The organism is Labrys wisconsinensis (assembly GCF_030814995.1).
Taxonomy (GTDB): Bacteria; Pseudomonadota; Alphaproteobacteria; order Rhizobiales; family Labraceae; genus Labrys; species Labrys wisconsinensis.
Map to the genome: position 1 here is coordinate 361,048 of NZ_JAUSVX010000005.1, position 23,973 is coordinate 385,020.

Here is a 23,973-nt window from a genome sequence, read left to right on the forward strand (position 1 = left end):
CCGAGAAGGGCTCTGGCCGATGTCGCGGCGATATGGGTGGATGTGGCGTTTGCGTGGATGGCCGGGTCAAGCCCGGCCATGACGTCGCGGTTCTGGGGAACGCCGCTGGCACAGGGAGACGCCGCCCCTGCGAACCTCACTCCCGCGCGCCGTGCCTCAATGTCTGGCCGTCCCCGCGCCCAGATAGAATTCCTTCACGTCCTCTCGCGCCGCGAGCTCGGCGGCCGGCCCCGCGGCGGCGACGCGGCCGGTCTCGAGGATGTAGGCGTGGTCGGCATAGCGCAGCGCCAGGTTGGCGTTCTGCTCGGCGATCAGGAAGCTGACGCCGTCCTCGCGGTTCAGCGTCCGGATGATCTCGAAGATCTCCTGGACGATGATCGGCGCCAGGCCCATGGACGGCTCGTCGAGCAGCACCAGCGTCGGCCGGGTCATCAGGGCGCGGCCGATGGCGACCATCTGCTGCTCGCCGCCGGAGGTGAGGCCGGCCTTGCTGCCGCGCCGCTGCTTCAGGCGGGGAAACCAGGCGTAGACCTGCTCCAGGTCGGCCGCGATCTGCCGCCGGCTCGGCCGGCGCAGGAAGCCGCCGGCGAGGAGGTTCTCCTCGACGGTGAGCTGGGGGAAGACATGGCGTCCCTCCAGCACCTGCACGATGCCGCGCCTCACCAGCTCCGACGGGCCCAGCCGGGCCGTCGGCTCACCCTTCCAGCGGATGGTGCCGCGGCTGAGACTGCCGCGCTCGGCGCCGAGCAGGTTGGAGATCGCCTTGAGGGTGGTGGTCTTGCCGGCGCCGTTGGCCCCGAGCAGGGCGACGACCGCACCCTGCCGGACCTCGAGCGAGACGTCGCGGACGGCGAGGATCGCCTGCCCGTAGAGGGCCTCGATGGCGTCGACCTGGAGGAGAGGCTGCGTCATGCGGGAACCAGGCTCTCGCGCCGGGCTTCGCTCCCCTGCAGCAGCGGGATGACCTCGCGGCCGAAGGCCGGCAGCTCGTCGGTGAAGTGCAGGAAGGCGGTCAGGATCATGTCGACGCCGACCGCCTCGTATTGGCGGATGCGCTCGGCGATCAGCTCGGGCGGGCCGAACAGCCGGGTCTTGAAGCCGTCATTGGGCTGGACCAGGTTGGCATAGTCGGAATCGGCCCACATGCCGATCTTCTCGGCGGTCGAGGCGCCGGCGTTGCGGGCCTGGTCGCCGAAGGCCTTGACCACCTTCGGATCGGCGCCGGCGATGATTTCGGCGAGCTGGTCGAGCGCGTCCTTCTCGGTCGGGCGCTGGATGACGAAGCCGTTGAGGCCGAACTTCACCGTGCGGCCCTCGGCCGCGGCCAGCGCGCGGACCTCGTCGATCTGCGCCTTGACGCCCTCGACCGAGTTGCCGTTGAGGAAGTACCAGTCGGAATGGCGGGCGGCCATCCGCCGCGCGGCTTTCGAATTGCCGCCCTGGAAGATTTCCGGATGGGGCGAGGAGACCGGCCGCGGCTTCAGCCAGCCTTCGTTGATGCGATAGAAGTCGCCCTTGAAGGTCAGGCTGTCCTGCGTCCACAGCCCCTTGAGGACCTGGATGAACTCCTCCGAGCGGCGGTAGCGCTCGTCATGGTCGAGCCAGGGCTCGCCGAAGGCGCGGAACTCGTCGCGGAACGAGCCGCTCAGGATGTTGATGGCAAAGCGGCCCTTGGAATAGACGTCGATGGTCGCGCCCATCTTGGCCACCATGGCGGGATGCCAGAAGCCGGTGTGGATGGCGCTGATCAGCTTGAGCTTTTTCGTCTGCGCCGCCAGCACGGCCGTGCAGGTCACCGCCTCCTGCTGCAGCTCCCAGCCGTGGCTGGCGATGAAGCGGGCCGGCGCCAGGCCATATTCGAAGCCGAGCTCCTCGGCCTCCTGCGCCAGGCGCGCATTGTAGTCGAGGCTCCAGTCGGTGCGCTGCTTGATGTTGCTGATGACGAAGCCGCCGCTGCCGAGCGGCATCCAGTAGCCGAAGCGGATGGCCATGGCACAGTCCTTGTGATCGATGGGAGAGGGGGCGCCATGCCCGGGCGGGGCCGGGCATGGCGAGGGATCAGTTCGTGCCGGCGACGGGGGTGATGCCCTTCTCCTTGGCATAGGCCGCGGCCCGCTCCAGGATCAGCGGCCTGAGGAGGTCGCGGTCGGCCTGGATCCAGTCGCTGACCGTGTTCCACGTCTCGCCGTCCCACTGGATGACGCGGGCGATGCCGCCGCCTTCATGGTCGCTCGGCGACAGCTTCAGCGTCGGCTGCAGGCCGGTGGCGCCGATCTCGGCGATGCGCTTGGCATCGATGTCGAGATGCTCCAGGCCCCAGCGGCCCTCCTCGCCGTTGATGGCGCGATGGCCGAACTTGGCCTGCGCCGTGCGGATCGCCTCGGTCAGGATGATCGCGTCGACGATGCCGGAATTGTAGTAGACCGAGCCGAAGCTCTTGGGGTCCTGCAGGTTGCTCTTGCCGGCGTCGATGACGACCTTCTTGATCTTGTCGTGGATCGGGAAGTTGGTGCCGGCGGGATAGGTGGTGATGGCGAGGTACCCCTTGCCGACGGCGCCGGCAGGGCGGACGTCCTCCTCCGAGCTCGACCAGATGCCGCCGATGATGTGGTCGGCGGGGAAGCCGACCTTGGCGGCGGTCTTGATCGCGACCGGCGTCATCACGCCCCAGCCGCGCAGGAACACCCAGTCGGGCTTGAGCTGGCGGATACGGTTCCACTGCGCCGTCTGGTCGTTGCCGGGATGGGGCACCGGGATCTGGATGTTCTCGAAGCCATAGGTCTTGGCCAGGAGGTCGAGGGCCGGCTGGGTCTCCTTGCCATAGGGCGAGTCGTGATAGACGGTGGCGATCTTCAGGCCCTTGAGCTTGTCCTTACCCCCCACCGCCTGGGCGATGTAGTTGATGGCGGTCGAGGCCTCGCTGTAGAAGCTCAGCACCACGGGAAAGCTGTAGGGGAAGACCCGGCCGTCGACGGCCTCGGTCCGGCCGTAGTTGAGCGTGACCAGCGGGATCTTGTCGGCGACCGCCTTCTCGGTCAGCGCCTTGCCGATCGGGTCGCTGTGCGGCCAGAGGATGGCGACGGGCGAGCCGTCCTTGCCGCCCTTGACGCGCTCATAGCACTCGACGCCCTTCTCGACGCCCCATTCGGTCTCGCATTCGTCCCAGAACAGCTTGACGCCGTTGATGCCGCCCTCGGCCTCGTTGAGATAGGTGAAATAGTCGATGATGCCGGCCCAGATCGGGATGCCGCTCGAGGCATAGGCGCCGACCCGGTAGGTGAGGAGCGGGATATATTGCTTCTGCGCGGGCTCGGCGGCGAGCGCGAGGCCGGTGCCGAGGGTGAGGCCGGCGACCGCGGCGGCCGCGGTGCGCCAGAGCCGGCGGGCGAGGGACGACATTGTCTGGTTCTCCATGCTGCGTTGAGTTGAGGTCGGCTGGATTCAGGGGCGCGGGCCGGCCAGCCAGGTCCGGGCCCGGGCCAGGAGGGCGGCCAGGCCGTCCGGCTCCTTGATCAGGAACAGGATGATCAGCCCGCCGAAGAACGCCTTCTGCAGGTTCTCCAGCTGGCCGGGGTCGATCGCGCCGCCGAACAGGGCGCCGGCGAGGTGGTTGAGCAGGATCGGCAGCAACACGATGAAGGCCGCGCCGATGTAATTGCCGAGGACGCTGCCGAGGCCGCCGATGATGACGATGAACATGGCCTGGAACGACCGGTCCAGGCTGAAGCTGCGGGCATCGACCGTGCCGAGATAGGCGAAGGCCCAGAGCGAGCCGGCGATGCCGCAGACGAAGGCGCCGACGAAGAAGGCCTGCAGCTTGGCCCGCGCCACCGGGATGCCGATCACCGCCGCCGCCGTGTCCATGTCGCGGACGGCCATCCACCGGCGCCCGGCCTGGCTGCGCACCAGGCGCAGGGCGACGGCCGTGACCAGGGCCACGCTGGTGAGGGTCAGGAGGTAGCGCCCGGCCGCGGTCGACAGCGAATGGCCGAAGATCTCCAGGCGCGGCGCCGAGATCGAGCTGGAGCTCGAATAGTTGGAGAACCAGCCATATTGGTTGAACAGCCATTCCAGGAAGAACTGGGCGGCGAGGGTGGTGGCGAGGAGATAGAAGCCCTTGATGCGCAGGCTCGGCAGGCCGACGACGACGCCGACGACACCGGCGATCAGGCCGCCGAGGAGGAGGCTGACCGGCAGGGGCAGGAAGGGCAGCCGCAGCAGCAGGTTGTAGGTCGCATAGGCCCCGGCCGCCATGAAGGCGCCGGTGCCGAGCGAGGGCTGGCCGGCATAGCCCATGGTGAGGTTCAGGCCGAGGCCGGCGAGCGACAGGATCAGGAACGGCACCAGGATGGCGTTGAGCCAGTAGTCGGAGCCGGCCAGCGGCACCACGACGAAGGCCAGGGCCGCCAGCGCCGCGAGAGCGGCCGTCCACAGCCAGCCCAGCCTCGGCGTGGCGAGCGCGGTGGCGGCGAGACGGGGGCTTTCCGAGCTCATCGAGGACACGGGGCTCACACTCTTTCGATGCTGTGCTCGCCGAACAGGCCGGCGGGGCGGACGAGGAGGAAGGCCACGGCGAGCACGTAGACGAACCAGGTCGAGACGCTGCCGCCGAGCAGCGGTCCGACATAGATCTCGGCCAGGCTGTCGGCCGCCCCGACGATCAGGCCGCCGACGATGGCGCCCGATATCGAGGTGAAGCCGCCGATGATCAGGACCGGCAGCGCCTTCAGCACCACGAGGGTCAGGGAGAACTGCACGCCCTGCCGCGCCCCCCAGAGCAGGCCGGCGACCAGGGAGACGAAGCCGGCAATGGCCCAGGCGATCGCCCACAGGGATTGCAGGCGGATGCCGATCGACAGCGCCGCCTTGGGGTCGTCGGCGATGGCGCGCAGCGAGATGCCGATCCTGGTCCGGCTGAACAGCAGGGACAGCGCGATGACGAGCGCCCCCGCCGCCCCCGCCGCGACGAGGTCGAACTGGCTGACCTGGATCGGCCCGACCTCCATCGGCAGGTCGAGGATGCCGAGGTCGAGCTCGTGGACGCTCGCGCCCATCAGGAACTGGGCCATGCCCTCGATGACGAAGCTGAGGCCGAGAGTCGCCATGAACAGGGTGATCTGCGGCCGGTTGACCAGCGGCCGCAGGACCACGCGCTCGATCGCGATGGCGAGCGCCACCATGATGGCAAGGGTGATGAGGAAGGCCAGCGGCCCGTCGACGCCCTTCTCGCGGAAGGTCACGAAGACGAGGGCCGCGCAGAGCACCATCGAGCCCTGGGCGAAGTTGAAGACCCCGGACGCCTTGTAGATCAGCACGAAGCCGATCGCGACCAGCGCGTACATCACGCCGGCGAGGAGGCCGCCGACCAGCGTTTCCAGGAAGAAGCTCAAATCCCCGCCCTCAATGCACGGTGCCGAGATAGGCGGCGATCACGTCCGGGTTGCTGCGCACCGCCTCCGGCGCGCCGTCGGCGACCTTGCGGCCGTAGTCGAGGACGACGACATGGCCGGCGAGGCCCATGACGATGCCGACATCGTGCTCGATCAGCACGATGGTGGTGCCGAAGCTGGCGTTCACCTCGGCGACGAAGCCGGCCATCTCCTGCTTCTCCTCCTGGTTCATCCCGGCCATCGGCTCGTCGAGCAGCAGCAGCCGCGGCTCGCCGACCAGGGCGCGGGCAAGATCGACCCGCTTCTGCGTGCCGTAGGGCAGGGTGGAGACGACGGCGCCGGCATACGGCGTGAGGTCGAGGAAGGCGATGATCCGTTCGGCGCGGGCCCGGAACGCCCGTTCCTCGGCCGCATCGCGGCCGATATGGAAGGCGTTCTCGAACAGGGTGGTGCGGCTGTGCCGGCCGAGGCCGGCGAGGACGTTGTCGAGCACGGTCAGGCGCTTGAACAGGGCGTTGTGCTGGAAGGTGCGGCCGATGCCCAGATGCGCCGCCTTGAACGGCGAGATCGCCTCGAACCGCCGGCCGTCGAAGACGATCTCGCCGGCATCGGCCCGGTAGACGCCGTTGATGACGTTGAGCAGTGAGCTCTTGCCGGCGCCGTTCGGGCCGATCAGGGCGCAGATCTCGCCTTCGGCGACATCGAAGCTGAGGCCGGTCAGCGCCTGGACGCCCCTGAAGGCGAGCGAGACGTCCCGGAGCTGGAGGAGGGGACCGGCCATATCAGCCTTACGCCCCGACCGCTTCCAGGCGGCGGCCGCCGGCCTGCCGCGCCTCGGCCTCGGCCCGCTTCACCGCCTCGATGTCGCGATACTGGTCGGCCGGGTGGGTCTTCGGTAGATGGTCGCCGCGGCCGAACAGCTTTTCGCGCAGCGTGCCCGGCTTGTAGCCGGTGGGATAGGCGCCGCGCTTCTGCAGCTCGGGGACGAGGTGGTTGACCACGTCCTCGAAGCTCTCGGGGGTCACGGCATAGGCGAGGTTGAAGCCGTCGACATCGGTCTCCTCGACCCATTGCTGCAGGATGTCGGCGATGGTTGCGGGCGAGCCGACGAAGACCGGGCCGAGGCCGCCGATGCCGCCCCACAGCGCCAGCTCCTCGATGGTCCAGGACTTCTCGCCGCCGGCGAGATGCTCAACCACCGAATGGATGGCGTTGGTCTCGACCTTCTTGACCAGGTCGGTCGGCGCATACTGGCCGAAATCGATGCCGCTCCAGCCGGACATGAACACCAGCGCTCCGTCATAGGAGGCGTATTGCTGGTACTCCCTGAACTTGGCCTGCGCCTTCTCGTCGGTCTCGTCGACGATGATGGTGATGAGGTTGTAGATCAGGACGTCGCCGGCGCTGCGCCCGGCGGCCACGGCCTGGCGGCGGACATCGGCGACATAGGACTTCAGCACCGGCTGGGTCGGCGCGGCGACGAAGATGCATTCGGCATGGCCGGCGGCGAAGGCCTTGCCGGGGCCGGAGGCGCCGGCCTGGTAGAGCACCGGCGTGCGCTGCGGCGAAGGCTCGCAGAGGTGATAGCCCGGCACGTCGAAGAATTTGCCCTTGTGGCCGATCTCGTGGACCTTGCCGGGGTCGGTGAAGATGCGCCGCGCGCGGTCGCGCACCACCGCGCCCTCCTCCCAGCTGCCTTCGAACAGCTTGTAGAGCACCTCGACATATTCGGCCGCGACCTCGTAGCGGTTGTCGTGCCGGCGCAGGCCGCCCTGGCCGATGTTCTTGGCGCCGCTCTCGAGATAGGAGGTGACGATGTTCCAGCCGACGCGCCCCTTGGTGTGATGGTCGGCGGTCGAGAGGCGGCGGGCGAAGGTGTAGGGGTGCTCGAACGAGGTGGAAGCGGTGATGCCGATGCCCAGATGCTCGGTGGCCAGGGCGATGGGCGCGGCGAGCTGCAGGGGATCGTTGACCGGGATCTGCGCGGCCTGGTGGATCGCGTGGTAGTTGCTCTGCTTGTAGACGTCGTAATAGCCGATGACGTCGGCGATGAAGATGCCGTCGAAGATGCCGCGCTCCAGGGTCTTCGCCAGGTCGGTCCAGTATTCCAGGTCCTTGTACTGCCAGGAGCGGTCGCGCGGATGCGCCCACAGGCCGGGCGACTGGTGACCGACGCAGTTCATGTCGAAGGCGTTGAAGCGGATCTGGCGGGTCATTCCCGTCTCCTTGCAGGCAAGCGCGCCCGGCGCGGGCGGGCCTGCGCAGGCGGTATGCCGGCATGAAAGCGTCTTGTGTCTATAATGTCTAGTTATTTGATATACAAAATATGCCTTAATTTTGGGCGAAAGCCCGATGAGCTGGCCAGACCGCGGTGGAACGCCATCGCACGTCGCGACGAAAACCCTTACGCCCAGCCTGCCGTTGCGGTAGCGTCGTGCCGGGGCTGAGGGGGAAATTCATGAAAGTCACGGTTTGGGCCGTCGCCGTGGCGCTCGTGGCTGCCGGTTGCAGCTATGCGCCGCCTGGGCCACCGCCGCCGGGTGGCGTCACCCGATTGCCAAAGGATCCCGTAATACCGGCGCGTCTAGCCGGCCTCCCCGCTTGGGAAGCTGCCACGGCATGCAATACGGTCGTGGTGCACAGCGCGATCGATCGGCAGCGGGCGCTCGGCCAGATGGCGAGTTTCGACGAGGAGTTCAGGCGGGCAAACTACCTCACGCGTCTCTTCTGGGCCTACGCTCACCACACGGCTGCCGTCGACCGCCAACTCGGTGGACCGCTGGCGTCGAAGTTCGTCTACGAGCAGGCCAGGCGCTGGGATTATGCACCGCCGGCAAGGCGCCCGACCTATGCGGAATGTGAGCGGTTTGCTCCTGTGATCGAGAGGCTGGTGGCCGCGATTAAGAAGTGAGGTCGCGCCGACTCAGCGCCCGCGAGCGCCGAGCCCGAGATAGACGGCGCGCTCCTTCTCCTCGGCCGCGGTGCGGGCGCGGACCTGCAACAGGTCCTTGCGGGCGACGAGGCCGACGAGCCGGCCGGTCTGGCGATCGAGGATCGGCACCCGGCCGACATCCGCCGCAGCCATGCGGTCGGCGAGGTGGCCGACCAGCTCCTGCGGCGTGCCGACGAGGAGGTCGCGTCCCTCGAGCGCCTCGCCGAGCGGCAGCCCCTCCATGCGATCGTCGACCGTCCAGGCCAGGATGTCGGCCCGCGACACCATGCCGACGACCTGGCGCCCGGCATCGACCACGGGATAGCTCTTGTGGCGGTGCTCGGCGGCGGTGAAGAAGGCCACGGCGTCGCCGACCGTGATCTCGGCACCGAGCACGTCGACCTCGCGCACCATCACCTCCCCAACCGGCACCAGGGTGAAGGGATCGGCGTGGTATTCGCGGGTGATGTGGTGGCCGCGCCGGGCGATCTTCTCCGTCAGGATCGAGCGCTTGAGCAGCAGGACCGTGGTGGCATAGGCGATGCCGCAGGCGGTGAGCAGGGGCAGCAGCGCGGCGAGGTTGCCGGTCAGCTCGACGGCGAACAGGGTCGCGGTCAGCGGCGCGCGCATGGTGCCGCCCATCATCGCCGCCATGCCGAGCAGCGCCCAGAAGCCGGCATCGGCAGCGGGCAGGCCGAGGCTCTCCAGCGCCCCGAGGCAGCCGCCGAAGATCAGGAGCGGCGCCAGCACGCCGCCCGACGTGCCCGAGCCGAGCGCGATCGCCCAGATCACGGCCTTGACGACGAGCAGGAGGAGGACCGCCCTGGCCGGCATGTCGCCGGCGAGGAGATGGGCGATGTTGTCATAGCCGACGCCGAGCGCGGCGGGGTCGATCAGCCCGCCGATGCCGATCGCCAATCCGCCTGCCAGCGGCCACCACATCCAGTGGATCGGCAGGGCCTGGAAGGCGTCCTCGCAGGCATAGACCATGGCGGTGAGCAGGCCGGAGGCGAGGCCCGCGCTGAGGCCGACCAGGGCCCAGGCGAGCATGGCCTGCCCCGACAGCGCCATGCCGCCGGCATAGGGGAACAGCGGCCCGGCATCGAACAGGAGCGTGCGCTCGGCCGCCGCGACGGCCGCCGCCACCAGAACGGGGAGGAAGCTGCGCGGCTTCCACTCGAACAGCAGGAGCTCGACCGCGAGCAGGACGGCGGCGACCGGCGTGCCGAAGATCGCCGTCATGCCCGCCGCCGCGCCGGCGACGAGCAGCGCCTTGCGCTCGCTGGCGGTGAGGTGGATCGTCTGCGCCAGCAGCGAGCCGAGCGCGCCGCCGGTCATGATGATCGGCCCCTCCGCCCCGAACGGGCCGCCGGTGCCGATCGAGATGGCGGAGGAGAGCGGCTTCAGCACGGCGACCTTCGGGCTGATCCGGCTCTTGCCGATCAGGATCGCCTCGATCGCCTCGGGAATGCCGTGGCCGCGGATCTTCTCGGAGCCGTAGCGCGCCATCAAGCCGATGACGAGGCATCCCAGCACCGGCACGAAGACCGCGGCCCAGCCGAGCGGAGTGGCGGCGATCGGCAAGGGCACGACCGACAGCCGGCCGAAATAGGCGAGGTTGGTGCACAGGGCGATCAGCTTCAGCAGCAGCCAGGCCGCGCCGACGCTCAACGTGCCGGCCGCGACCGCCAGCAGCATCAGGAGCAGCACCCGGCGGTCGGTGGTGAAGTCGCCGAGCCTGGCGGTGCGGCCGGGGCTGCCGGCGCGGGGCAGGGGCGGTTCGGGGCTTGCGTGGTCGAGCGTGTTCGTGGTCATGCGGTTCGGATCGGTGGAGGATGGCGCTGGTTGACGCAGAAACATCGCAATACGATATATTTTCGCGCAGTCAAACAGGTGATCGCGACACGGCGGAGGATGGATTGTCACAGGGACCGGCGGGGGACGCGGACGGGCCAGCGGCGGTGGACTATCGCGCGCTGGCGCGTTTTCGCCACGAGCTGCGCAAGTTCGCCGCCTTCAGCGAGGCGGCGGCGGACGCGGCCGGGCTGACGCCGCAGCAGCATCAGGCGCTGCTGGCGATCAAGGGCCTGTCGGAGGATGGCGGCCTCACGGTGGGCGAGCTCGCCGGCATCCTGTTCATCCGCCACCACACCGCCGTCGAGCTGGTCGACCGCATGGCCGGGCTCGGCCTGGTGCGCCGCGCGCCCGACCCCGCCGACCGGCGACGGGTGCGGGTGGAGCTGACGACGCTCGGCGGGGAGCGCCTGAGCACCCTCTCGGCCGTGCATGTGGCGGAGATCCGCGCGATCGTGCCGACGCTGATGGCGATCCTGAAATCCTTCGCCGGAACGCCGTGACCGGGGCGGGACTGGGCGAAGCGGCAGCCCCTTGCCTGGGATACCGGCCTGTTTCGCGTATCAACCCAATATAAATTTAACCAATGTAAAAATTCGCCTAAAATCCGCATCTTTCTGCAATCGAATTAAGTTTGCAGCAACGCGCTCCCGCGTAAGGCAGTGCTGCTCGATGCGGCGGCAACAGGAGCGGATATCGCCTCCCCTCACGGTCTCGCCGAAAGAACAAGATCAACTTCGTCGGGAGTGCGGCATGATCAAGCTCGCTCATAGCGTGTATTCGTACTTGCGTCGTCTTGGCGGACAGGAGGGCGGCAACGTCCTCATGCTTTTCGCCTTCGCCCTCATTCCAGTCATGGGCGGCGTCGGCGTGGCGGTCGACTATACCCGGGCCGCGACCTATCGCAGCCAACTCGACGCCATCGCCGACGCCGCGGCGCTTTCCGCGGTCTCGCGCACCAGCGTCGTCAACCTCGCCAACAGCTCCGACAACGGCAAGGCGGCGACCACGTCGTTCTTCGACGCCGAGGCCGCGCGGGTGTCCGCGGTGACCATCACCAAGGTCACCGTCCAGATCGTCAAGACGGCGACGGCCCTGTCGGCGACCGTCTCCTACTCGGCGACGGTTCCCAACACGTTCACGCAGCTGATCGGCATGCCGCAGACCGCGATCGGCGGCACGGCGTCCTCGACGACGCAGCTGCCCATCTACCAGAACTTCTATCTCTTCCTCGACAATTCGCCCTCGATGGGCATCGGCGCCACGCAGGCCGACATCAACAATCTCATCGCCGCGACGGCGAACGCGCCGATCGATCCCGGCTGCGGCTTCGCCTGCCACGACCTGTCGGGGAAGGAGGATTTCTATACCGTGGCCAAGAAGAACGGCATCACCATGCGCATCGACGAGGTGCGCAGCGCGACGCAGGCGCTGATGCAATACGCCACCGCGACGGAGATCCTGCCGCAGCAATTCGGCGTCTCCATCTATACCTTCAACAATGTGCTGACCAGGATCAGCGGCCTGACCACCAGCCTCGGCAGCGCCGCGGCCTCGGCGGCGGCGATCGATCTCGTCAGCGTGCCCTACCAGAACTACAACGCCGACCGCTATACCGACCTCGACGGCCTGCTGCCCAAGATGGACTATCTCATGCCGTCCTCCGGCTCGGGCCAGACCAGCGCGTCGCCGCAGACGGTGATGTTCATCGTCAGCGACGGTGTCGCCGACGAGCCGACCCCCGGCAACAGCTCGGGGCGGACGCTCGCGCCGATCACCGTGGCGCAATGCGACGCGATCAAGTCCCGCGGCATCACCATCGCCGTGCTCTACACGACCTATCTGCCCCTGCCGACCAACAGCTTCTACCAGGGCAACGTCGCGCCCTTCGCCAGCCAGATCAATCCGCGCATGCAGTCCTGCGCCAGCCCGGGCCTGTTCTTCGAGGTGAGCCCCGGCGACGGTATCTCGCAGGCGATGAACGCCCTGTTCACGGAGATCGTGTCGATGGCCCGCCTGACGCAGTAGGAGCGCGATCGTCTCACGGCTGCGGGCTGTCCCGGAGCACCGCCTCGAGGACGTGCGCGTGGGAATGGCCGGCATCCCGGGTCGCGGTGAGCAGCGTCGCCGTCCCGCCGCCGATCCTGGCCCGGAGCGCCGCCAGCGCGGCGGCGTTCTCCTGCAGCTCGAGGCGATAGCGGCGCTGGAACTCGCTCCAGCGGGCGGGGTCGTGGCCGAACCAGCGCCGCAGCGCCGGGCTGGGGGCGAGGTCGCGGGCCCAGACGTCGAGATGCGCCGCCTGCTTCGCCAGCCCGCGCGGCCAGAGCCGGTCGACCAGGATGCGCAGGCCGTCGGCGGCCTCGGGCGGGTCGTAGACGCGCCTGACCCGGATCATCTCAGGCGGCTCCGGCCGGCGCATCGGCCGGCAACCGTGCCGCGATCACCGGCGCCGGGCTCGGCCGGCCCCGGCCGGCGACGGCGGAGAGGCCCCGGCGCACGCGCTGGAGCACGTCGCCTTCGCGCCGGCCGGCATAGACGGTGTAGGCGGAATGGGAGAATTCCGGCGCCCCCGGCACCCGGGTGAGGCGCCCGTCGGCCAGGAAAGGCTGCGCCGTGCCGAGCCGGAAATAGCCGCAGCCGCCGACGCTGAGCAGATAGGTGAGGGCGAGGGGCCCGAGCGAGATGGCGACCGGCGGGCTCACCAGCTCGGGAAAGGCGGCCTGGTGATTGGCGGCGAAAGCCGAGCCCCAGTCGACATGGACATAGTGCTCCGGCAGCAGCGCGCCGCCGGGATCGCTGGTCACCAGCACCAGCTTCTCCTCGACCAGGAGCTCGGCCACCAGGTCCTGGCGCTGCGGCGGGTTGTAGAGCACGGCAAGGTCGAGCGAGCCCTCCTGCACACGGTCGAGCAGGCGCGCCGGGGCGTCGACCTCGGCCCTGAGCGCGATCTCCGGGCATTCGCGATGCATCCACACCAGCCAGTCCGCCAGCAGGGGATGCCAGAGGCTGAGCTCGCCGCCGACGCTGACCCCGTCCCTGCGGCCGGGCGGCAGCGCCACCTGGTGGCGGGCCCGCTCCCAGACCTGCACCAGGGTGGCGGCATGGCGGGTGAAGCGCTCGCCGGCGGGCGTCAGGCGCGCGCCGGCCTTGTTGCGCACGAACAGGCGCCGGCCGAGCTGCTCTTCCAGGGCGCGGATCCGTGCGCTCACCGCCGTCTGCGTCAGGTGCAGCCGTTCGGCAGCGGCGATGAAGCTGCCGCTCGCGGCCACTTCGAGGAAGGTGCGGGCCAGGGCGATGTCCATGGTGCTTCACATGAAGAAGATTACGCTTATCTGCAATGAAAATGCGTTTGTCTGTTGCGATCGCGGGTGCCAGAGTTTCCGCCGACATGATTTCAGCCATGGAGCGGACATGACGAGGTCGCCACGCACCATCGCCGCCGCCAACGGCATCGGCCGGGATGCCGCCTTCGGGGCGGTGGCGCCGCCGCTCCACCTCGCCTCGAGCTACACGTTCGCCGGCTTCGAGCGGCCGAGGACTTACGACTATTCCCGCGCGGGCAATCCGACGCGCGACCTGCTCGCCGACACGCTGGCGCAGTTGGAGGGCGGCGCGGGAGCCGTGGTGGTGGCGACCGGCATGGCGGCGGTGGACCTCGTGCTCTCCCGCCTCGGCCCGCAGGACGGCGTCGTGGCGCCGCACGACTGCTACGGCGGCACCCATCGGCTGATCGCGGCCCGTGCCGCCAAGGGCCAGTTCAAGGCCGCCTTCGTCGACCAGGGCGACGCCGCGGCGCTCGAGGCGGCCCTGGCCGCCCGGCCGAAGCTGGTGCTGGTGGAGACGCCGAGCAATCCCTTGATGCGGGTGGTCGACATCGCCGCCGTCGCCGCCGCGGCGAAGGCGGCCGGCGCCGATGTGGCCGTCGACAACACCTTCCTGTCGCCGGCGCTGCAGCAGCCGCTCGCGCTCGGCGCCGACTTCGTCGTCCACTCCACCACGAAATATCTCAACGGCCATTCCGACGTGGTCGGCGGGGCCGTGATCGCCGCCAGGAGCGAGGACGCCGCGGCCCTCGCCGCCTGGGCCAACATCACCGGCGTGACCGGCGCGCCGTTCGACGCCTACCAGACCCTGCGCGGGCTGCGCACGCTGTTCCCGCGCATCGAGCGCCAGCAGCAGAGCGCCGCGGCGGTCGCTTCCTTCCTGGCCCGACACCCGCAGGTGGCGGCGGTGCATTATCCCGGCCTGCCCTCCCATGCCGGCCATGCCCTGGCCAAGGCGCAGCAGCGCGGCTTCGGCGCCATGCTCAGCTTCGAGATCGCCGGCGGCACGCCGGCGGTGCGGCGCTTCGTCGAGGCGGTACGGGTCTTCACCCTGGCCGAATCCCTCGGCGGCATCGAGAGCCTCGTCGCCCACCCCGCCACCATGACCCATGTCGGCATGGGCGCCGAGGCGCGGCGCATCGCCGGCATCACCGATGCGCTGCTGCGCCTCTCCATCGGCCTGGAGGACGAGCGCGACCTGGTCGAGGACCTGGCGCAGGCGCTGGGCCAGGCCGAAGAGGCGGGCGACCGATGAGCGCGACGGCGCCGGACCTGCCGATCGGGCCGGCGCTGGCCGAGGCGATCCTGCACGGCGGCGCCGAGGCCATCGTCGCCACCGACCGCGACGGCATCATCCGCTTCTGGAACCCGGGCGCGGCCCGCCTCTTCGGCTTCGAGGCGGACGAGGCGCTCGGCCGCACGCTCGACCTCATCGTGCCCGAGCCGCAGCGCGAGCGCCATTGGCAGGGCTATCGCCGGGTGATGGCGACCGGCACCAGCCGCTACGGCGCGGGGGAGGTGCTGGCCGTGCCTGCCACGACCCGGGACGGCCGGCGGATCTCGATCGAGTTCACCATCACGCCGCTGCACGGCGCCGGCGGGTCGATCGTCGGGCTGGCCGCGGTGCTGCGCGACGTCACCGGCCGCTTCGAGGAGCTGAAGGCGCTGCGGCGGTCGATGAAGGAGCTCGTCGCCACCGCCATGGGGATGAGGGGCGGGGAGGAGAAGGGATGATGCAGGAGAGCAGCGGCGCCGATGCCGCGTCCACGGCCGCCGGCGAGCGCCAGGCGATCCTGCGCTGGCGCCGGGACGAGCGGGCTCGCCTGATCGCCGCGCGGCTCGCCATGGCCTCAGCCGAGCGGGCCGCCGCGGCGGCCCGCATCGCCGCCCGCCTCGACGGATTGCTCCCCGAGCTCGCCGGCCGCACCGTCAGCCTGTACTGGCCGATGCGCGGCGAGCCGGACTTGCGGTCCTGGCTCGCCGCCGCGGTCGGACGCGGCGCGTGCTGCGCCCTGCCGCTGGTGGTGGAGAAGAACGCGCCGCTGGTGTTCCGCAGCTGGCGGCCGGGCGAGCCGCTGGCGCGCGGCGTCTGGAACATCCCGGTGCCGGCGGAGGGGAGCGTGGTGACGCCCGACGTCGTGCTGGCGCCGCTGGTCGGCTTCGACGCGGCGGGCTATCGCCTCGGCTACGGCGGCGGCTATTTCGACCGTACCCTGGCGGCGCTGCCGGCCCGACCCCTGGTGATAGGGATCGGCTATGCCGGCGCTGCCATTGCGACCATCCGTCCGCTCGCCCATGACATCCCGATGGATGTGATCGTCACCGAGGAGGCGGAGCACCGCCGCGGGTGAGGACGCTCAGGCGCCGGCGGCGCTCTCGGGCAGCGCCGCCCGGCGCGCCAGGGCGGCCAGGAGGTCGGTCTGGGTGACCAGCCCGAGGATGCGCCGGTCGGCGTCGACGATCACCACCGCGTGGGTCTGCCCGTCCGTCAGCACCCCGGCCAGGCCGAAGGCGGGGTCCTCCGGCCGGGCCGTCGCGGCCGATGCCATCACGTCGGCGACCCGTTGGGCCGGCCGGGCCAGGTCCCGGAGGCCGACGGTGCCGGCGAGCCGCCCGTCGGCCCCGGTCACGGGCAGGGTGCGCACGCCATGGCCGAGCAGCAGCGCATGGGCGGACCGGACGTCGGCATCGGCGCCGACCGTGACCACGTCGCGCGACATGATGTCGGCGCAGGCGAGATCGCCATGGGCCCGCATCAGGGCGCGGCGCTCGACCTGGCGCAGCAGGCGGTCGAGATCCTCGCGATCGATGTCGAAGGCCTCGCCGAGGTCGGCCAGCGCCGCGTCGACATCCCCGGCGCTGAAGCCGATGCGCAGCTGCGGCGGCGGGTCGCCGGTGCCGTGGGTGTTGACCGGGGCGGGCGCCGCCCGGTGCGGATAGGAATGGCGGGAGAGCCGGTGGAACAGCCAGCCGAGCCCCACCAGCAGGGCGGAGTTGAGGCCGACCGGGACCAGCGCGAAGCCGAAGCCCGCCGCCGCCACGGCCGGCCCGCCGATGATGGCGGTGAGCGCCGCGGCGCCGCCGGGCGGGTGCAGGCAGCGCGTCAGCGACATGGCGGCGATGGCCAGGCCGACCGCGATACCGATGGCGATGGTCGGATCGTGCACCAGCCGGCCGACGGCGATGCCGACCAGGGCGGAAATCGTGTTGCCGCCGATGATCGACCAGGGCTGGGCCAGCGGGCTCGCCGGCACGGCGAAGAGCAGCACGGCGGAGGCGCCGACCGGCGCGACGATCAGCGGCAGATGCGGGCCGTTGCCGAAGATGAGCGCTGAGATCAGGCCGGTGAGGCCGATGCCGACCATGGCGCCGAGGCAGGCGACCAGCCGGTCGCGCAGCGTGGCGCCGGCGAGGATGGGAATGAAGATCCTGGAGGAGCTGGGCGGGCGTCCCGGCCCGGTCGGCGAGGTCGGCATGGAAATCCGGTCGGAAAACAGCCGACCCGCCGCGCCGCCGCGCCGCGTCGACGCCGCAGCCCCGCGACGGGCAGCCGCGACTGGTTAGGAAGAACCGGCCCGTGGCGCAAGGCAAATGCCTGCGACATAAGGCGCAGCAGGCCGGCTCAGCCCGGCTCAGCCCGGCTCGCGACCGAAGAACACCTCCACAGAGACGATCCGGCCGTCCGCGAATCTGAACTGCTCGACATTGCGAAAGCCCCAGCCGGCCTTCGCCCGTCCTTCGTAGAGCACGAAGCAGCCGCCGCTGCCGTCCGGCACCACCGTCTTCAGGTCCTGGACGGCGAAGGTGCCGGCCGCCGGCCAGCAGCGCTCGAAATAGGCGTCACGGCCGATATGGTCGTCGCGCGGCGAGGTGAAGGTGAAATCGGGATGCAGCAGCGCCTCGATGGCGCTGCGGTCGGCGGTGCGGTAGCTGTCGAAGCAGCGGCGCACCAGCGCCTCGGCATGGTCGGGCGACATGACGTCTCTCCTCTCCCGTCAGTCCCGGTCGGGCGCGCCGAGCGGGAAGAGCGGGCGATAGGGCCGCGCCTCGTCGACGGCGCGGGCGAAGGACGGGCGAGCCAGCAGCCGCCGCCGATAGGCGTGGAGATGGGCGAGGCCCGGCGGGATTGGATGGGTCCAGTCGGCGTAGAACAGCGACGGCGCGGCGGCGCAGTCGGCCAGGGTGAAGGCGCCGCCCGTCGCCCATTCGCGATCCGCCATCACGCCGTCGAGCCAGCCATAGGCGGCGTCGAGCATGGCCTTCGCCTCCGCCACGCCGGTGGGATCGCGGTCCGCCGCCGGACGCAGGCTGTCGAACACGACGCGGCTCAGCGGCGTCGCGACATAGTTGTCGAAGACGCGGTCCATCATCCGCGCCTCGATCGCCGCATCGGGATCCGGCGGGATCAACCGCACCGGCCCGGGGTGGTGCAGGGCGAGGTACTCGATGATGGTGCTGGTCTCGAGGATGGTGCGCGCCCCGTCGACCAGGATGGGGAAGCGCCTGATCGGCCACTGGGCGGCGAACTCGGCCCCCACCTCGGGATGCTCGGGCGAGAGCATGCGGACCTCGAAAGGGGTGGCGTTCTCGTAGAGCGCGATCAGCACCTTCTGGCAGAACTGCGAGAACGGGTGGAAATAGAGCTTCAGGGTCATGGCCGCCTCCTCAGATGCTGCGCCGATAGTGCAGGATGACGGCCCCGGTATCGAGCGCCCGGGTCTCGGCCAGGGTGAAGGCGCGCTGCGGCAGGCCGGGTTCGAACAGCCGCTTGCCGTCGCCGAACAGGGTGGGAAGCACCATCAGCCGCAGCTCGTCGACGAGATCGAGAGCGAGGAGGCTGTTGGCGATGCCGGCCCCGCCGAAGCAAGTGACGTCGCCCGGCGCCTCGACCTTCAGCCTCGCCACCGCGCCGGCGAGGTCGTCCCGGACCAGCACGGCGTTCCAGCCGGGATCGCCGGTGAGCGTGCGCGACACCACGGTCTTGGGCAGGCGGTTCATGGTGCCGGCATGGGGCACCTTGGCCGCCGGACTGTCGGGATCGGTCTCGGCCGCGCTCCAGAACCCTTTGTTGAAGACGAAATTGACGCGGCCGTAGACGAGGTGGCCGGCGCGCTCCAGCGCCTGGCCGGCCCAGTGGCGCTCCAGGTCGCCCGACCAGGCCGGCGGCACGAACACCCCGCCCGGGCCCTCGATATAGCCATCGAGGCTGGTGAACATCGCAAGGATCAGCTTGGCCATGGTTCCCTCCCTGGGTTGACTGCTTTCATTTTGAAAGCAGTTGCGTTCTAACCAATCCGATCCTATTTTGCAACTGGTTTTGTTGGAGCCTGCACGATGGACGGCGAGCACCGCTCGGGCTGCCCGATCAACCTGACGCTGGAGATGCTGGGCGATCGCTGGAGCCTGATCGTCATCCGTGACGTCATGTTCGGCAATCGGCGCCATTTCCGCGAGCTGCTGAACCGCTCGGAGGAAGGCATCGCCTCCAACATCCTGGCCGACCGGCTGAAGCGCCTGGTCGAGGCCGGCCTGCTGACCCGTCGGGACGATCCGACCCACAAGCAGAAGGCGATCTACAGCCTGGCCGAGCCGGCGATCCAGCTCGTGCCGCTGCTGGCTGAGATGGGCGCCTGGGGCCGCCGGCACACGCCAGCCTCGGAGGAGCTGTCGATCCGCGCCCAGCTCCTGGAGGAGGGCGGCCCGCCGATGTGGGAGGCCTTCATGGCCGAGCTGCGCAGCCTGCATCTCGGTGCGCCCCCGGCCGGCCCCTCGGTGCTGGCCGGGCTGCAGGCGGCCTACGAGGCGGTGGTGGCGCGCCAGCGCGCCGCGGCCGGCTGAGGGTTGCCGGCCTCAGCCGACTCGCCGCAGCCGTGGGTCGGGGATCGGCACGGCCGCCATCAGGGCGCGGGTATAGGCCTCGGCCGGGTGCTCGAACACGGCGCGGCGGGTGCCGGTCTCGACGATGCGCCCGTGCCGCATGACGGCGACATGGTGGCTCATGCGCTCGATCACCGCCATGTCGTGCGAAATGAAGAGATAGGCGAGGCCCATCGTCTCCTGCAGCTCCAGCATCAGGTCGAGCACCCGGGCCCTGACCGAGACGTCGAGCGCCGCGACGCTCTCGTCGGCGACGATGAGCTTCGGCTCGAGCGCCAGGGCCCGGGCGATGCAGATGCGCTGGCGCTGGCCGCCGGAGAACTCGTGGGGGTAGCGCCCGGCGTGATCGGGCGACAGGCCGACGCGGCGCAGCAGCTCGGCCACCCGGTCCAGCCGCTCGGCCGGGCGGCCGATGCCGTGGATGGCCAGCGGCTCGGCGATGGCGGCGCCGACCGGCATGCGCGGATCGAGCGAGGCATAGGGATCCTGGAAGATCATCTGCGCCGCGCGGCGCACCGGGCGCATCGCGCGCGCCGACAGGCCGGCGATCGGCTGCCCGGCGAGGACCACCTCGCCGGTGAAGGGCACCAGCCCGAGCGCGGCCTTGCCGGTGGTCGACTTGCCGGAGCCGCTCTCGCCCACCAGTCCGAGCGTCTCGCCGGGGCTGACGGTCAGCGACACGTCCTCCACCGCCGGCGGGCCGGCCTTGGCCCGGCCGAACCAGCCGCGGGCGCCGCCGTAATCGACCCTGAGGTTGCGGAGGACGAGCACCGGCTCGGCCGGCGCCGCGGGCCGCGGCGGCGCCTCCCGGCTGGTGATGCGCGGCGGCCCGGCGAGGCCGGTCCGCGCGCCGAGGCGCGGCACCGCGGCGAGGAGGTCGCGCGTATAGGCCTCGCGCGGGCCGAGGAAGATGGCCTCCGCGCTGCCCTGCTCGACGATGCGGCCGCCCTGCATGATGGCGACGCGGTCCGCCATCTCCGCCACCACGCCCATGTCATGGGTGATCAGCACGATCGAGGTGCCGAACGCCTCCTTGAGCTCGCGCATCAGCTTGAGGATCTGCGCCTGCACCGTGACGTCGAGGGCGGTGGTCGGCTCGTCGGCGATCAGCACCTTGGGCCGGCAGGAGAGCGCCATGGCGATCATCACGCGCTGGCGCATGCCGCCGGAGAGCTCGTGCGGGTATTGCGCCAGCCGCCGCCCGGGGTCGGCGATGTGCACGGCGTCGAGCATCTCGCGCGCTTGCCGGGCCGCAGCCGTCGCATCGCCGCCCTGATGGGCCCGGATCGCCTCGATGAGCTGGGCGCCGACGCTCATCACCGGGTTGAGCGAGGTCATCGGCTCCTGGAAGATCATGGCGATCTCGCCGCCGCGCACCTCACGCATGGCGCGGTCGGAAAGGGCGGTGAGCTCGCGCCCGGCGAGCCGGATGCCGCCGCCGGCAATCCGCAGGGCCAGGCGCGGCAGGAGGCGCATGATCGCCAGCGCCGTCACCGACTTGCCGGAGCCGGACTCGCCGGCAAGGCACAGCGTCTCGCCGGGCGCGAGCGCGAAGCTCACCCCTTCCAGAACCCGCCGCAGGCCGGAGGGCGTGCGGGCGTCGATGCTGAGATTGTCGACGGCGAGGACCGGTGTCGTCGGGGTCACGCGAACACGATCCGCGGGAAGTAGAACGACACCACCCAGTTCGGCATGTCGACGATCTCGCTGATGCGCAGGTCCGCGCAGACCGAGCACAGCATATAGGCGTCGACCGGGGCGAGACCATGCTCGGCCGTCAGCAGGTCGACCATGCGCATGACGCTCTCGCGCGCCGCGGTCATCAGGTCCGGACCGATGCCGGTGGTCACCTCGTAGCCGGCCGCGTCGAGATGGCGGGTGACCGGGCCCGGCGTGGTGAAGCGCGGGCTCTTGAGCCTCGCATCCTTGATGAGCTCGATGGTCGCCTCGACGTCCATGCGGCTCTCGATGGCGGTGCCGCAGATCTCGCCGTCGCCCTGGGCGGCATGGGTGTCGCCGATCGAGAACAGCGCGCCGGGCACCTCCACCGGGAGGTAGAGCGTCACGCCCTCGGCGATGTCGCGGATGTCCATGTTGCCGCCCACCCGTCGCGGCGGCACGATGGAATGCAGGCCCGGCTCGGCCGGCGCCACGCCGATCGTGCCGGCGAAGGGCTTCAGCGGCACCTTGCCGCCGGGGCCGTAGAGCGCCGGCGCGAGCGAGGCGGCGTCGTAGGTCCACACATGCAGGGCCGGCTCCGTGAACTGGTCGGCCAGCAGGCCGAAGCCCGGGATGTTGGCGGTCCAGCCGACGCCCGAGGGCACGAAGCGGCGGATGGTCACCTTCAGCGCATCGCCCGGCTCGGCACCCTCGACGAAGACCGGGCCGGTGACCGGGTTGATCCGGCCGAAGTCGAGGGTCTTGACGTCCTCGACGGTCGAGTTCTCGCCGAGCTGTCCGGCGGAGGAGTCCGAGCATTCGAAATGGATGGTCGCGCCGGGCTTGGCGACGAGCGTCGGGGCGAAGTCGCGATTCCAGCCGAAATGGTGCTTCGCGCGATGGATGGTGTGGTCACAGGCCACGCACATGGGGGGCTCCTCGGAGTGTTGAATTTGCTGTCGGCCTGGTCTGCTTAGACGGGGGCGCCGCCCTCGGTGTGCGTGAGGCGAATCCGGACGCCCCATCCGCGACGTCATGGCCGGGCTTGACCCGGCCATCCACGCGAACAGGACGCCGGCAGGTGTGTTAGCGACCGCGGTCAGCGCTCTTTCCTTGGCTGCCTGAGTTCGCGTGGATGGGCGGAACGAGTCCGCCCATGACGGTGGCGGATGGCGCGACCGTCGTCGTCCTTGCCGCCACCGGCCCGCCATGGCCAGGTGCGAGCCCGGCCATGACGTCGAGGTTCGGAGGCAGAACGACGTCCCCTCACTGCTTCACGTAGATCGCCTCGTAGTTGATCACCCGGGTCGGATCGACATAGACCTCGTTCGGCCCGCCCATGCGCTTGGCGCGGGCGACGACGCGGCGCTCGTTGAAGACCGGGATCCACGGCGCGTCCTTCGTCTGGATGTCGGTGAAGATCTCAGCCCAGACGGCGGCGCGCTCGGCCGCCTTGGCCGGGACCGGCATGGCGTCGGCGGCGACGGCGCGGGGCTCGATCTCCTTGTTGCAGTACCAGGACCAGTTCCAGCCGCCCGCCACCGCGCTGCCGCAGGCCAGGATCGGCCCGTAGAAGTCGGAGGGGTCGGGGAAGTCGGCGATCCAGCCCAGGCCCCCCGACCAGACCATCGGCGCCTGGCCCTGGGTGCCGCCGGCGGCGATGACGTTGGGATTGGCCAGCGCCTTGATCTCGACCTTGACGCCGACGGCCGCGAGGTCCTGCTGGATCGCCTGGGCGATGCGCGGCTGCGGGTCGGTGTTGGAGGTGTAGAGCTCGGTGGAGAAGCCGTCGGGCAGGCCGGCCTCGGCCAGCAGCGCCTTGGCCTTGGCGGGGTCGTAGGGGTAGCCGGCATAGGCCTTGTCGTAGCCGGGCATCCCGGGCGGCAGCACCTGCGTCGCCGGCGTGGCGCGGCCGTTGACGATGCGCACGATCCGCTCCTTGTTGATCGCCATGTTGAGGGCCTGGCGGACCTTGGCGTTGTCGAGCGGCTTCACCTGGGTGTTGAGGGTGACGTAGCTGGTTTCGAGCTGCGGCTGGTCGACCACCATGTCGGCGACGTCGGGCGAGTTCTTCATTTCCAGGAACTTGGCCGGCGGGATGCCGTCGCCGGCGATGTCGGCCTCGCCCTTCTGCAGGCGCAGCAGCGCCACCAGCGGCTCCTGGCCGACCTCGACGGTGAACTTGTCGATCTTCGGCCGGTCCTTGATGAAATAATCGGGGTTGCGCTCGAACACCAGGCGCTGGCCGATCACCCATTCCTTCAGCGTGAAGGCGCCGGAGCCGACCGGCTTCTTGCCGAAATCGGCGCCTTCGGCCTCGGCCACCTCCTTGGGCACCACCGAGGCGAAGTTGAGCGCCAGCACGTTGAGGAAGGTTGCGTCGGGCTGCGTCAGCTCGAAGCGCACGGTGTGGTCGTCGACCACGGTGATGCCGTCCATGGCCTGCGCCGTGCCGGCGACGACCTTGTCGGCCCCGACGATCGAGTGGAAGAAGCCGGCGCCCGGGCCCTGCGTCTTCGGGTTGACCGCCCGCTCGATCGAATATTTGACGTCGGCCGCGACGACCTCCCGCCCGTTGGTGAACTTCACGCCGGGATGGAGCTTGAACGTGTAGGTCTTGCCGTCCGGGGAGACCTCGTAGGACTCGGCGAGGGAGGGGGCCAGCTCGGTGGTGCCGGGCTTGTAGTCGACCAGGCGCACGAACAGGGCGTTGATCATCGACCAGTTCTGCCAGTCATAGCCGATGGCCGGGTCGAGCGTGGCGATGTCGTCCTTGTAGGTGACGACGATGGCCGCGCCCGGCGCGGGCGTGTCCGCCCGGGCCGGCAGCGCGGCGCCGGCGAGCGCGAGCGCCAGCGCGGTCGAGGCCAGCAGGGCTTTCGGCGCGGAGGTCCAGCCCCCACGGGGCGGCAGACGCTTCCAGGTCGGCATGTCTTTT

Annotated in this window: 24 protein-coding genes; 7 read left to right on the forward strand and 17 right to left on the reverse strand. The window is 70.1% G+C overall.

Translation table 11 applies throughout. The features are described from left to right. Nucleotides 1–156 precede the first annotated feature (156 nt). The 7 genes from QO011_RS16400 to QO011_RS16430 form a co-directional block, all read right to left on the reverse strand. Nucleotides 157–912, reverse strand: coding sequence for an ABC transporter ATP-binding protein (locus QO011_RS16400; protein ID WP_307273995.1), 756 nt, complete (start codon nt 910–912; stop codon nt 157–159). After that, the gene (gene sfnG, locus QO011_RS16405; protein WP_307273997.1) at nt 909–1,991 is read right to left on the reverse strand and encodes a dimethylsulfone monooxygenase SfnG; all 1,083 of its coding nucleotides are present in this window, start codon (nt 1,989–1,991) and stop codon (nt 909–911) included. Before sfnG ends, QO011_RS16400 begins: the two co-directional genes overlap by 4 nt. Before the next feature lie 67 nt (nt 1,992–2,058). Further along, nucleotides 2,059–3,399 carry an ABC transporter substrate-binding protein gene (locus QO011_RS16410; protein ID WP_307273999.1) on the reverse strand — a complete coding sequence of 447 codons (1,341 nt, stop codon included), beginning with the start codon at nt 3,397–3,399 and terminating at the stop codon, nt 2,059–2,061. A gap of 42 nt (nt 3,400–3,441) precedes the next feature. Further along, entirely contained in the window at nt 3,442–4,494 is a 1,053-nt protein-coding gene (locus QO011_RS16415; RefSeq protein WP_370881965.1) for a branched-chain amino acid ABC transporter permease, read from the reverse strand. Between the two features lie 14 nt (nt 4,495–4,508). Continuing rightward, nucleotides 4,509–5,390, reverse strand: a complete 882-nt coding sequence (locus QO011_RS16420; protein ID WP_307274005.1) for a branched-chain amino acid ABC transporter permease — start codon at nt 5,388–5,390, stop codon at nt 4,509–4,511. A 10-nt stretch (nt 5,391–5,400) separates the two neighbouring features. Continuing rightward, nucleotides 5,401–6,171 (reverse strand): ABC transporter ATP-binding protein, encoded by a 771-nt coding sequence (locus QO011_RS16425; protein WP_307274007.1) that lies wholly within the window; start codon nt 6,169–6,171, stop codon nt 5,401–5,403. A 7-nt stretch (nt 6,172–6,178) separates the two neighbouring features. After that, on the reverse strand, nt 6,179–7,606 hold the full coding sequence (locus QO011_RS16430) for an LLM class flavin-dependent oxidoreductase (protein WP_307274009.1): 1,428 nt from the start codon (nt 7,604–7,606) through the stop codon (nt 6,179–6,181). Between the two features lie 242 nt (nt 7,607–7,848). Between QO011_RS16430 and QO011_RS16435 the strand changes: the two genes are divergently transcribed. Then, nucleotides 7,849–8,301, forward strand: coding sequence for a hypothetical protein (locus tag QO011_RS16435; protein ID WP_307274012.1), 453 nt, complete (start codon nt 7,849–7,851; stop codon nt 8,299–8,301). Between the two features lie 12 nt (nt 8,302–8,313). Here the strand turns inward: QO011_RS16435 and QO011_RS16440 are convergent, their stop codons facing one another. Then, nucleotides 8,314–10,137: a chloride channel protein gene (locus QO011_RS16440; protein WP_307274014.1), complete on the reverse strand. Its 1,824-nt coding sequence runs from the start codon at nt 10,135–10,137 to the stop codon at nt 8,314–8,316. Nucleotides 10,138–10,241: 104 nt separating this feature from the next. Between QO011_RS16440 and QO011_RS16445 the strand changes: the two genes are divergently transcribed. Both QO011_RS16445 and QO011_RS16450 read left to right on the forward strand, forming a co-directional pair. Continuing rightward, nucleotides 10,242–10,679: a MarR family winged helix-turn-helix transcriptional regulator gene (locus QO011_RS16445; RefSeq protein ID WP_307274019.1), complete on the forward strand. Its 438-nt coding sequence runs from the start codon at nt 10,242–10,244 to the stop codon at nt 10,677–10,679. 322 nt (nt 10,680–11,001) lie between these two features. Next, nucleotides 11,002–12,204: a pilus assembly protein TadG-related protein gene (locus tag QO011_RS16450; RefSeq protein WP_307274021.1), complete on the forward strand. Its 1,203-nt coding sequence runs from the start codon at nt 11,002–11,004 to the stop codon at nt 12,202–12,204. A gap of 13 nt (nt 12,205–12,217) precedes the next feature. On the opposite strand, the gene QO011_RS16455 is transcribed toward QO011_RS16450, so the two are convergent. Next, nucleotides 12,218–12,571 carry a DUF488 domain-containing protein gene (locus tag QO011_RS16455; RefSeq protein ID WP_307274023.1) on the reverse strand — a complete coding sequence of 118 codons (354 nt, stop codon included), beginning with the start codon at nt 12,569–12,571 and terminating at the stop codon, nt 12,218–12,220. Nucleotide 12,572: 1 nt separating this feature from the next. After that, on the reverse strand, nt 12,573–13,478 hold the full coding sequence (locus QO011_RS16460) for a LysR family transcriptional regulator (RefSeq protein WP_307274025.1): 906 nt from the start codon (nt 13,476–13,478) through the stop codon (nt 12,573–12,575). A 109-nt stretch (nt 13,479–13,587) separates the two neighbouring features. Here QO011_RS16460 and metB point away from each other — a divergent pair, with 109 nt between their 5' ends. From metB to QO011_RS16475, 3 genes are read left to right on the forward strand one after another with little or no spacing between them, the layout of a single operon-like run. Then, on the forward strand, nt 13,588–14,754 hold the full coding sequence (gene metB, locus QO011_RS16465) for a cystathionine gamma-synthase (RefSeq protein ID WP_307274029.1): 1,167 nt from the start codon (nt 13,588–13,590) through the stop codon (nt 14,752–14,754). Next, the gene (locus QO011_RS16470; RefSeq protein WP_307274033.1) at nt 14,751–15,233 is read left to right on the forward strand and encodes a PAS domain-containing protein; all 483 of its coding nucleotides are present in this window, start codon (nt 14,751–14,753) and stop codon (nt 15,231–15,233) included. The genes metB and QO011_RS16470 overlap by 4 nt, the downstream gene beginning before the upstream one ends. Further along, nucleotides 15,230–15,850, forward strand: coding sequence for a 5-formyltetrahydrofolate cyclo-ligase (locus QO011_RS16475; RefSeq protein WP_370881966.1), 621 nt, complete (start codon nt 15,230–15,232; stop codon nt 15,848–15,850). The genes QO011_RS16470 and QO011_RS16475 overlap by 4 nt, the downstream gene beginning before the upstream one ends. A 6-nt stretch (nt 15,851–15,856) precedes the next feature. On the opposite strand, the gene QO011_RS16480 is transcribed toward QO011_RS16475, so the two are convergent. The 4 genes from QO011_RS16480 to QO011_RS16495 form a co-directional block, all read right to left on the reverse strand. Further along, nucleotides 15,857–16,975: an HPP family protein gene (locus QO011_RS16480; RefSeq protein ID WP_307274040.1), complete on the reverse strand. Its 1,119-nt coding sequence runs from the start codon at nt 16,973–16,975 to the stop codon at nt 15,857–15,859. 156 nt (nt 16,976–17,131) lie between these two features. Beyond that, nucleotides 17,132–17,476, reverse strand: coding sequence for a nuclear transport factor 2 family protein (locus QO011_RS16485; RefSeq protein ID WP_307274043.1), 345 nt, complete (start codon nt 17,474–17,476; stop codon nt 17,132–17,134). 18 nt (nt 17,477–17,494) lie between these two features. Beyond that, nucleotides 17,495–18,154 carry a glutathione S-transferase family protein gene (locus QO011_RS16490; protein ID WP_307274044.1) on the reverse strand — a complete coding sequence of 220 codons (660 nt, stop codon included), beginning with the start codon at nt 18,152–18,154 and terminating at the stop codon, nt 17,495–17,497. 10 nt (nt 18,155–18,164) lie between these two features. Beyond that, nucleotides 18,165–18,737, reverse strand: coding sequence for a dihydrofolate reductase family protein (locus QO011_RS16495; RefSeq protein ID WP_307274047.1), 573 nt, complete (start codon nt 18,735–18,737; stop codon nt 18,165–18,167). Between the two features lie 96 nt (nt 18,738–18,833). On the opposite strand from QO011_RS16495, the gene QO011_RS16500 reads away from it, so the two are divergent. Beyond that, nucleotides 18,834–19,337 (forward strand): winged helix-turn-helix transcriptional regulator, encoded by a 504-nt coding sequence (locus QO011_RS16500; protein WP_307274050.1) that lies wholly within the window; start codon nt 18,834–18,836, stop codon nt 19,335–19,337. Between the two features lie 12 nt (nt 19,338–19,349). On the opposite strand, the gene QO011_RS16505 is transcribed toward QO011_RS16500, so the two are convergent. The 3 genes from QO011_RS16505 to QO011_RS16515 all read right to left on the reverse strand — a co-directional run bounded on the left by QO011_RS16505 (nt 19,350) and on the right by QO011_RS16515 (nt 23,966). Further along, the gene (locus QO011_RS16505) at nt 19,350–21,023 is read right to left on the reverse strand and encodes an ABC transporter ATP-binding protein (protein WP_307274053.1); all 1,674 of its coding nucleotides are present in this window, start codon (nt 21,021–21,023) and stop codon (nt 19,350–19,352) included. Then, the gene (locus tag QO011_RS16510) at nt 21,020–21,964 is read right to left on the reverse strand and encodes an acetamidase/formamidase family protein (protein ID WP_307274056.1); all 945 of its coding nucleotides are present in this window, start codon (nt 21,962–21,964) and stop codon (nt 21,020–21,022) included. The genes QO011_RS16505 and QO011_RS16510 overlap by 4 nt, the downstream gene beginning before the upstream one ends. Nucleotides 21,965–22,301: 337 nt before the next feature. Then, the gene (locus QO011_RS16515; RefSeq protein ID WP_307274059.1) at nt 22,302–23,966 is read right to left on the reverse strand and encodes an ABC transporter substrate-binding protein; all 1,665 of its coding nucleotides are present in this window, start codon (nt 23,964–23,966) and stop codon (nt 22,302–22,304) included. Between the last annotated feature and the right edge of the window lie 7 nt (nt 23,967–23,973).

Excerpts from the sequence above, each read along its gene's own strand:
- QO011_RS16400 (WP_307273995.1), bottom strand. The coding sequence starts at position 912 with ATGACGCAGCCTCTCCTCCAGGTCGACGCCATCGAGGCCCTCTACGGG.
- sfnG (WP_307273997.1), bottom strand. The coding sequence starts at position 1,991 with ATGGCCATCCGCTTCGGCTACTGGATGCCGCTCGGCAGCGGCGGCTTC.
- QO011_RS16410 (WP_307273999.1), bottom strand. The coding sequence starts at position 3,399 with ATGTCGTCCCTCGCCCGCCGGCTCTGGCGCACCGCGGCCGCCGCGGTC.
- QO011_RS16415 (WP_370881965.1), bottom strand. The coding sequence starts at position 4,494 with ATGAGCTCGGAAAGCCCCCGTCTCGCCGCCACCGCGCTCGCCACGCCG.
- QO011_RS16425 (WP_307274007.1), bottom strand. The coding sequence starts at position 6,171 with ATGGCCGGTCCCCTCCTCCAGCTCCGGGACGTCTCGCTCGCCTTCAGG.
- QO011_RS16430 (WP_307274009.1), bottom strand. The coding sequence starts at position 7,606 with ATGACCCGCCAGATCCGCTTCAACGCCTTCGACATGAACTGCGTCGGT.
- QO011_RS16435 (WP_307274012.1), top strand. The coding sequence starts at position 7,849 with ATGAAAGTCACGGTTTGGGCCGTCGCCGTGGCGCTCGTGGCTGCCGGT.
- QO011_RS16440 (WP_307274014.1), bottom strand. The coding sequence starts at position 10,137 with ATGACCACGAACACGCTCGACCACGCAAGCCCCGAACCGCCCCTGCCC.
- QO011_RS16450 (WP_307274021.1), top strand. The coding sequence starts at position 11,002 with ATGCTTTTCGCCTTCGCCCTCATTCCAGTCATGGGCGGCGTCGGCGTG.
- QO011_RS16455 (WP_307274023.1), bottom strand. The coding sequence starts at position 12,571 with ATGATCCGGGTCAGGCGCGTCTACGACCCGCCCGAGGCCGCCGACGGC.
- QO011_RS16460 (WP_307274025.1), bottom strand. The coding sequence starts at position 13,478 with ATGGACATCGCCCTGGCCCGCACCTTCCTCGAAGTGGCCGCGAGCGGC.
- metB (WP_307274029.1), top strand. The coding sequence starts at position 13,588 with ATGACGAGGTCGCCACGCACCATCGCCGCCGCCAACGGCATCGGCCGG.
- QO011_RS16470 (WP_307274033.1), top strand. The coding sequence starts at position 14,751 with ATGAGCGCGACGGCGCCGGACCTGCCGATCGGGCCGGCGCTGGCCGAG.
- QO011_RS16475 (WP_370881966.1), top strand. The coding sequence starts at position 15,230 with ATGATGCAGGAGAGCAGCGGCGCCGATGCCGCGTCCACGGCCGCCGGC.
- QO011_RS16480 (WP_307274040.1), bottom strand. The coding sequence starts at position 16,975 with ATGCCGACCTCGCCGACCGGGCCGGGACGCCCGCCCAGCTCCTCCAGG.
- QO011_RS16485 (WP_307274043.1), bottom strand. The coding sequence starts at position 17,476 with ATGTCGCCCGACCATGCCGAGGCGCTGGTGCGCCGCTGCTTCGACAGC.
- QO011_RS16490 (WP_307274044.1), bottom strand. The coding sequence starts at position 18,154 with ATGACCCTGAAGCTCTATTTCCACCCGTTCTCGCAGTTCTGCCAGAAG.
- QO011_RS16495 (WP_307274047.1), bottom strand. The coding sequence starts at position 18,737 with ATGGCCAAGCTGATCCTTGCGATGTTCACCAGCCTCGATGGCTATATC.
- QO011_RS16500 (WP_307274050.1), top strand. The coding sequence starts at position 18,834 with ATGGACGGCGAGCACCGCTCGGGCTGCCCGATCAACCTGACGCTGGAG.
- QO011_RS16510 (WP_307274056.1), bottom strand. The coding sequence starts at position 21,964 with ATGTGCGTGGCCTGTGACCACACCATCCATCGCGCGAAGCACCATTTC.
- QO011_RS16515 (WP_307274059.1), bottom strand. The coding sequence starts at position 23,966 with ATGCCGACCTGGAAGCGTCTGCCGCCCCGTGGGGGCTGGACCTCCGCG.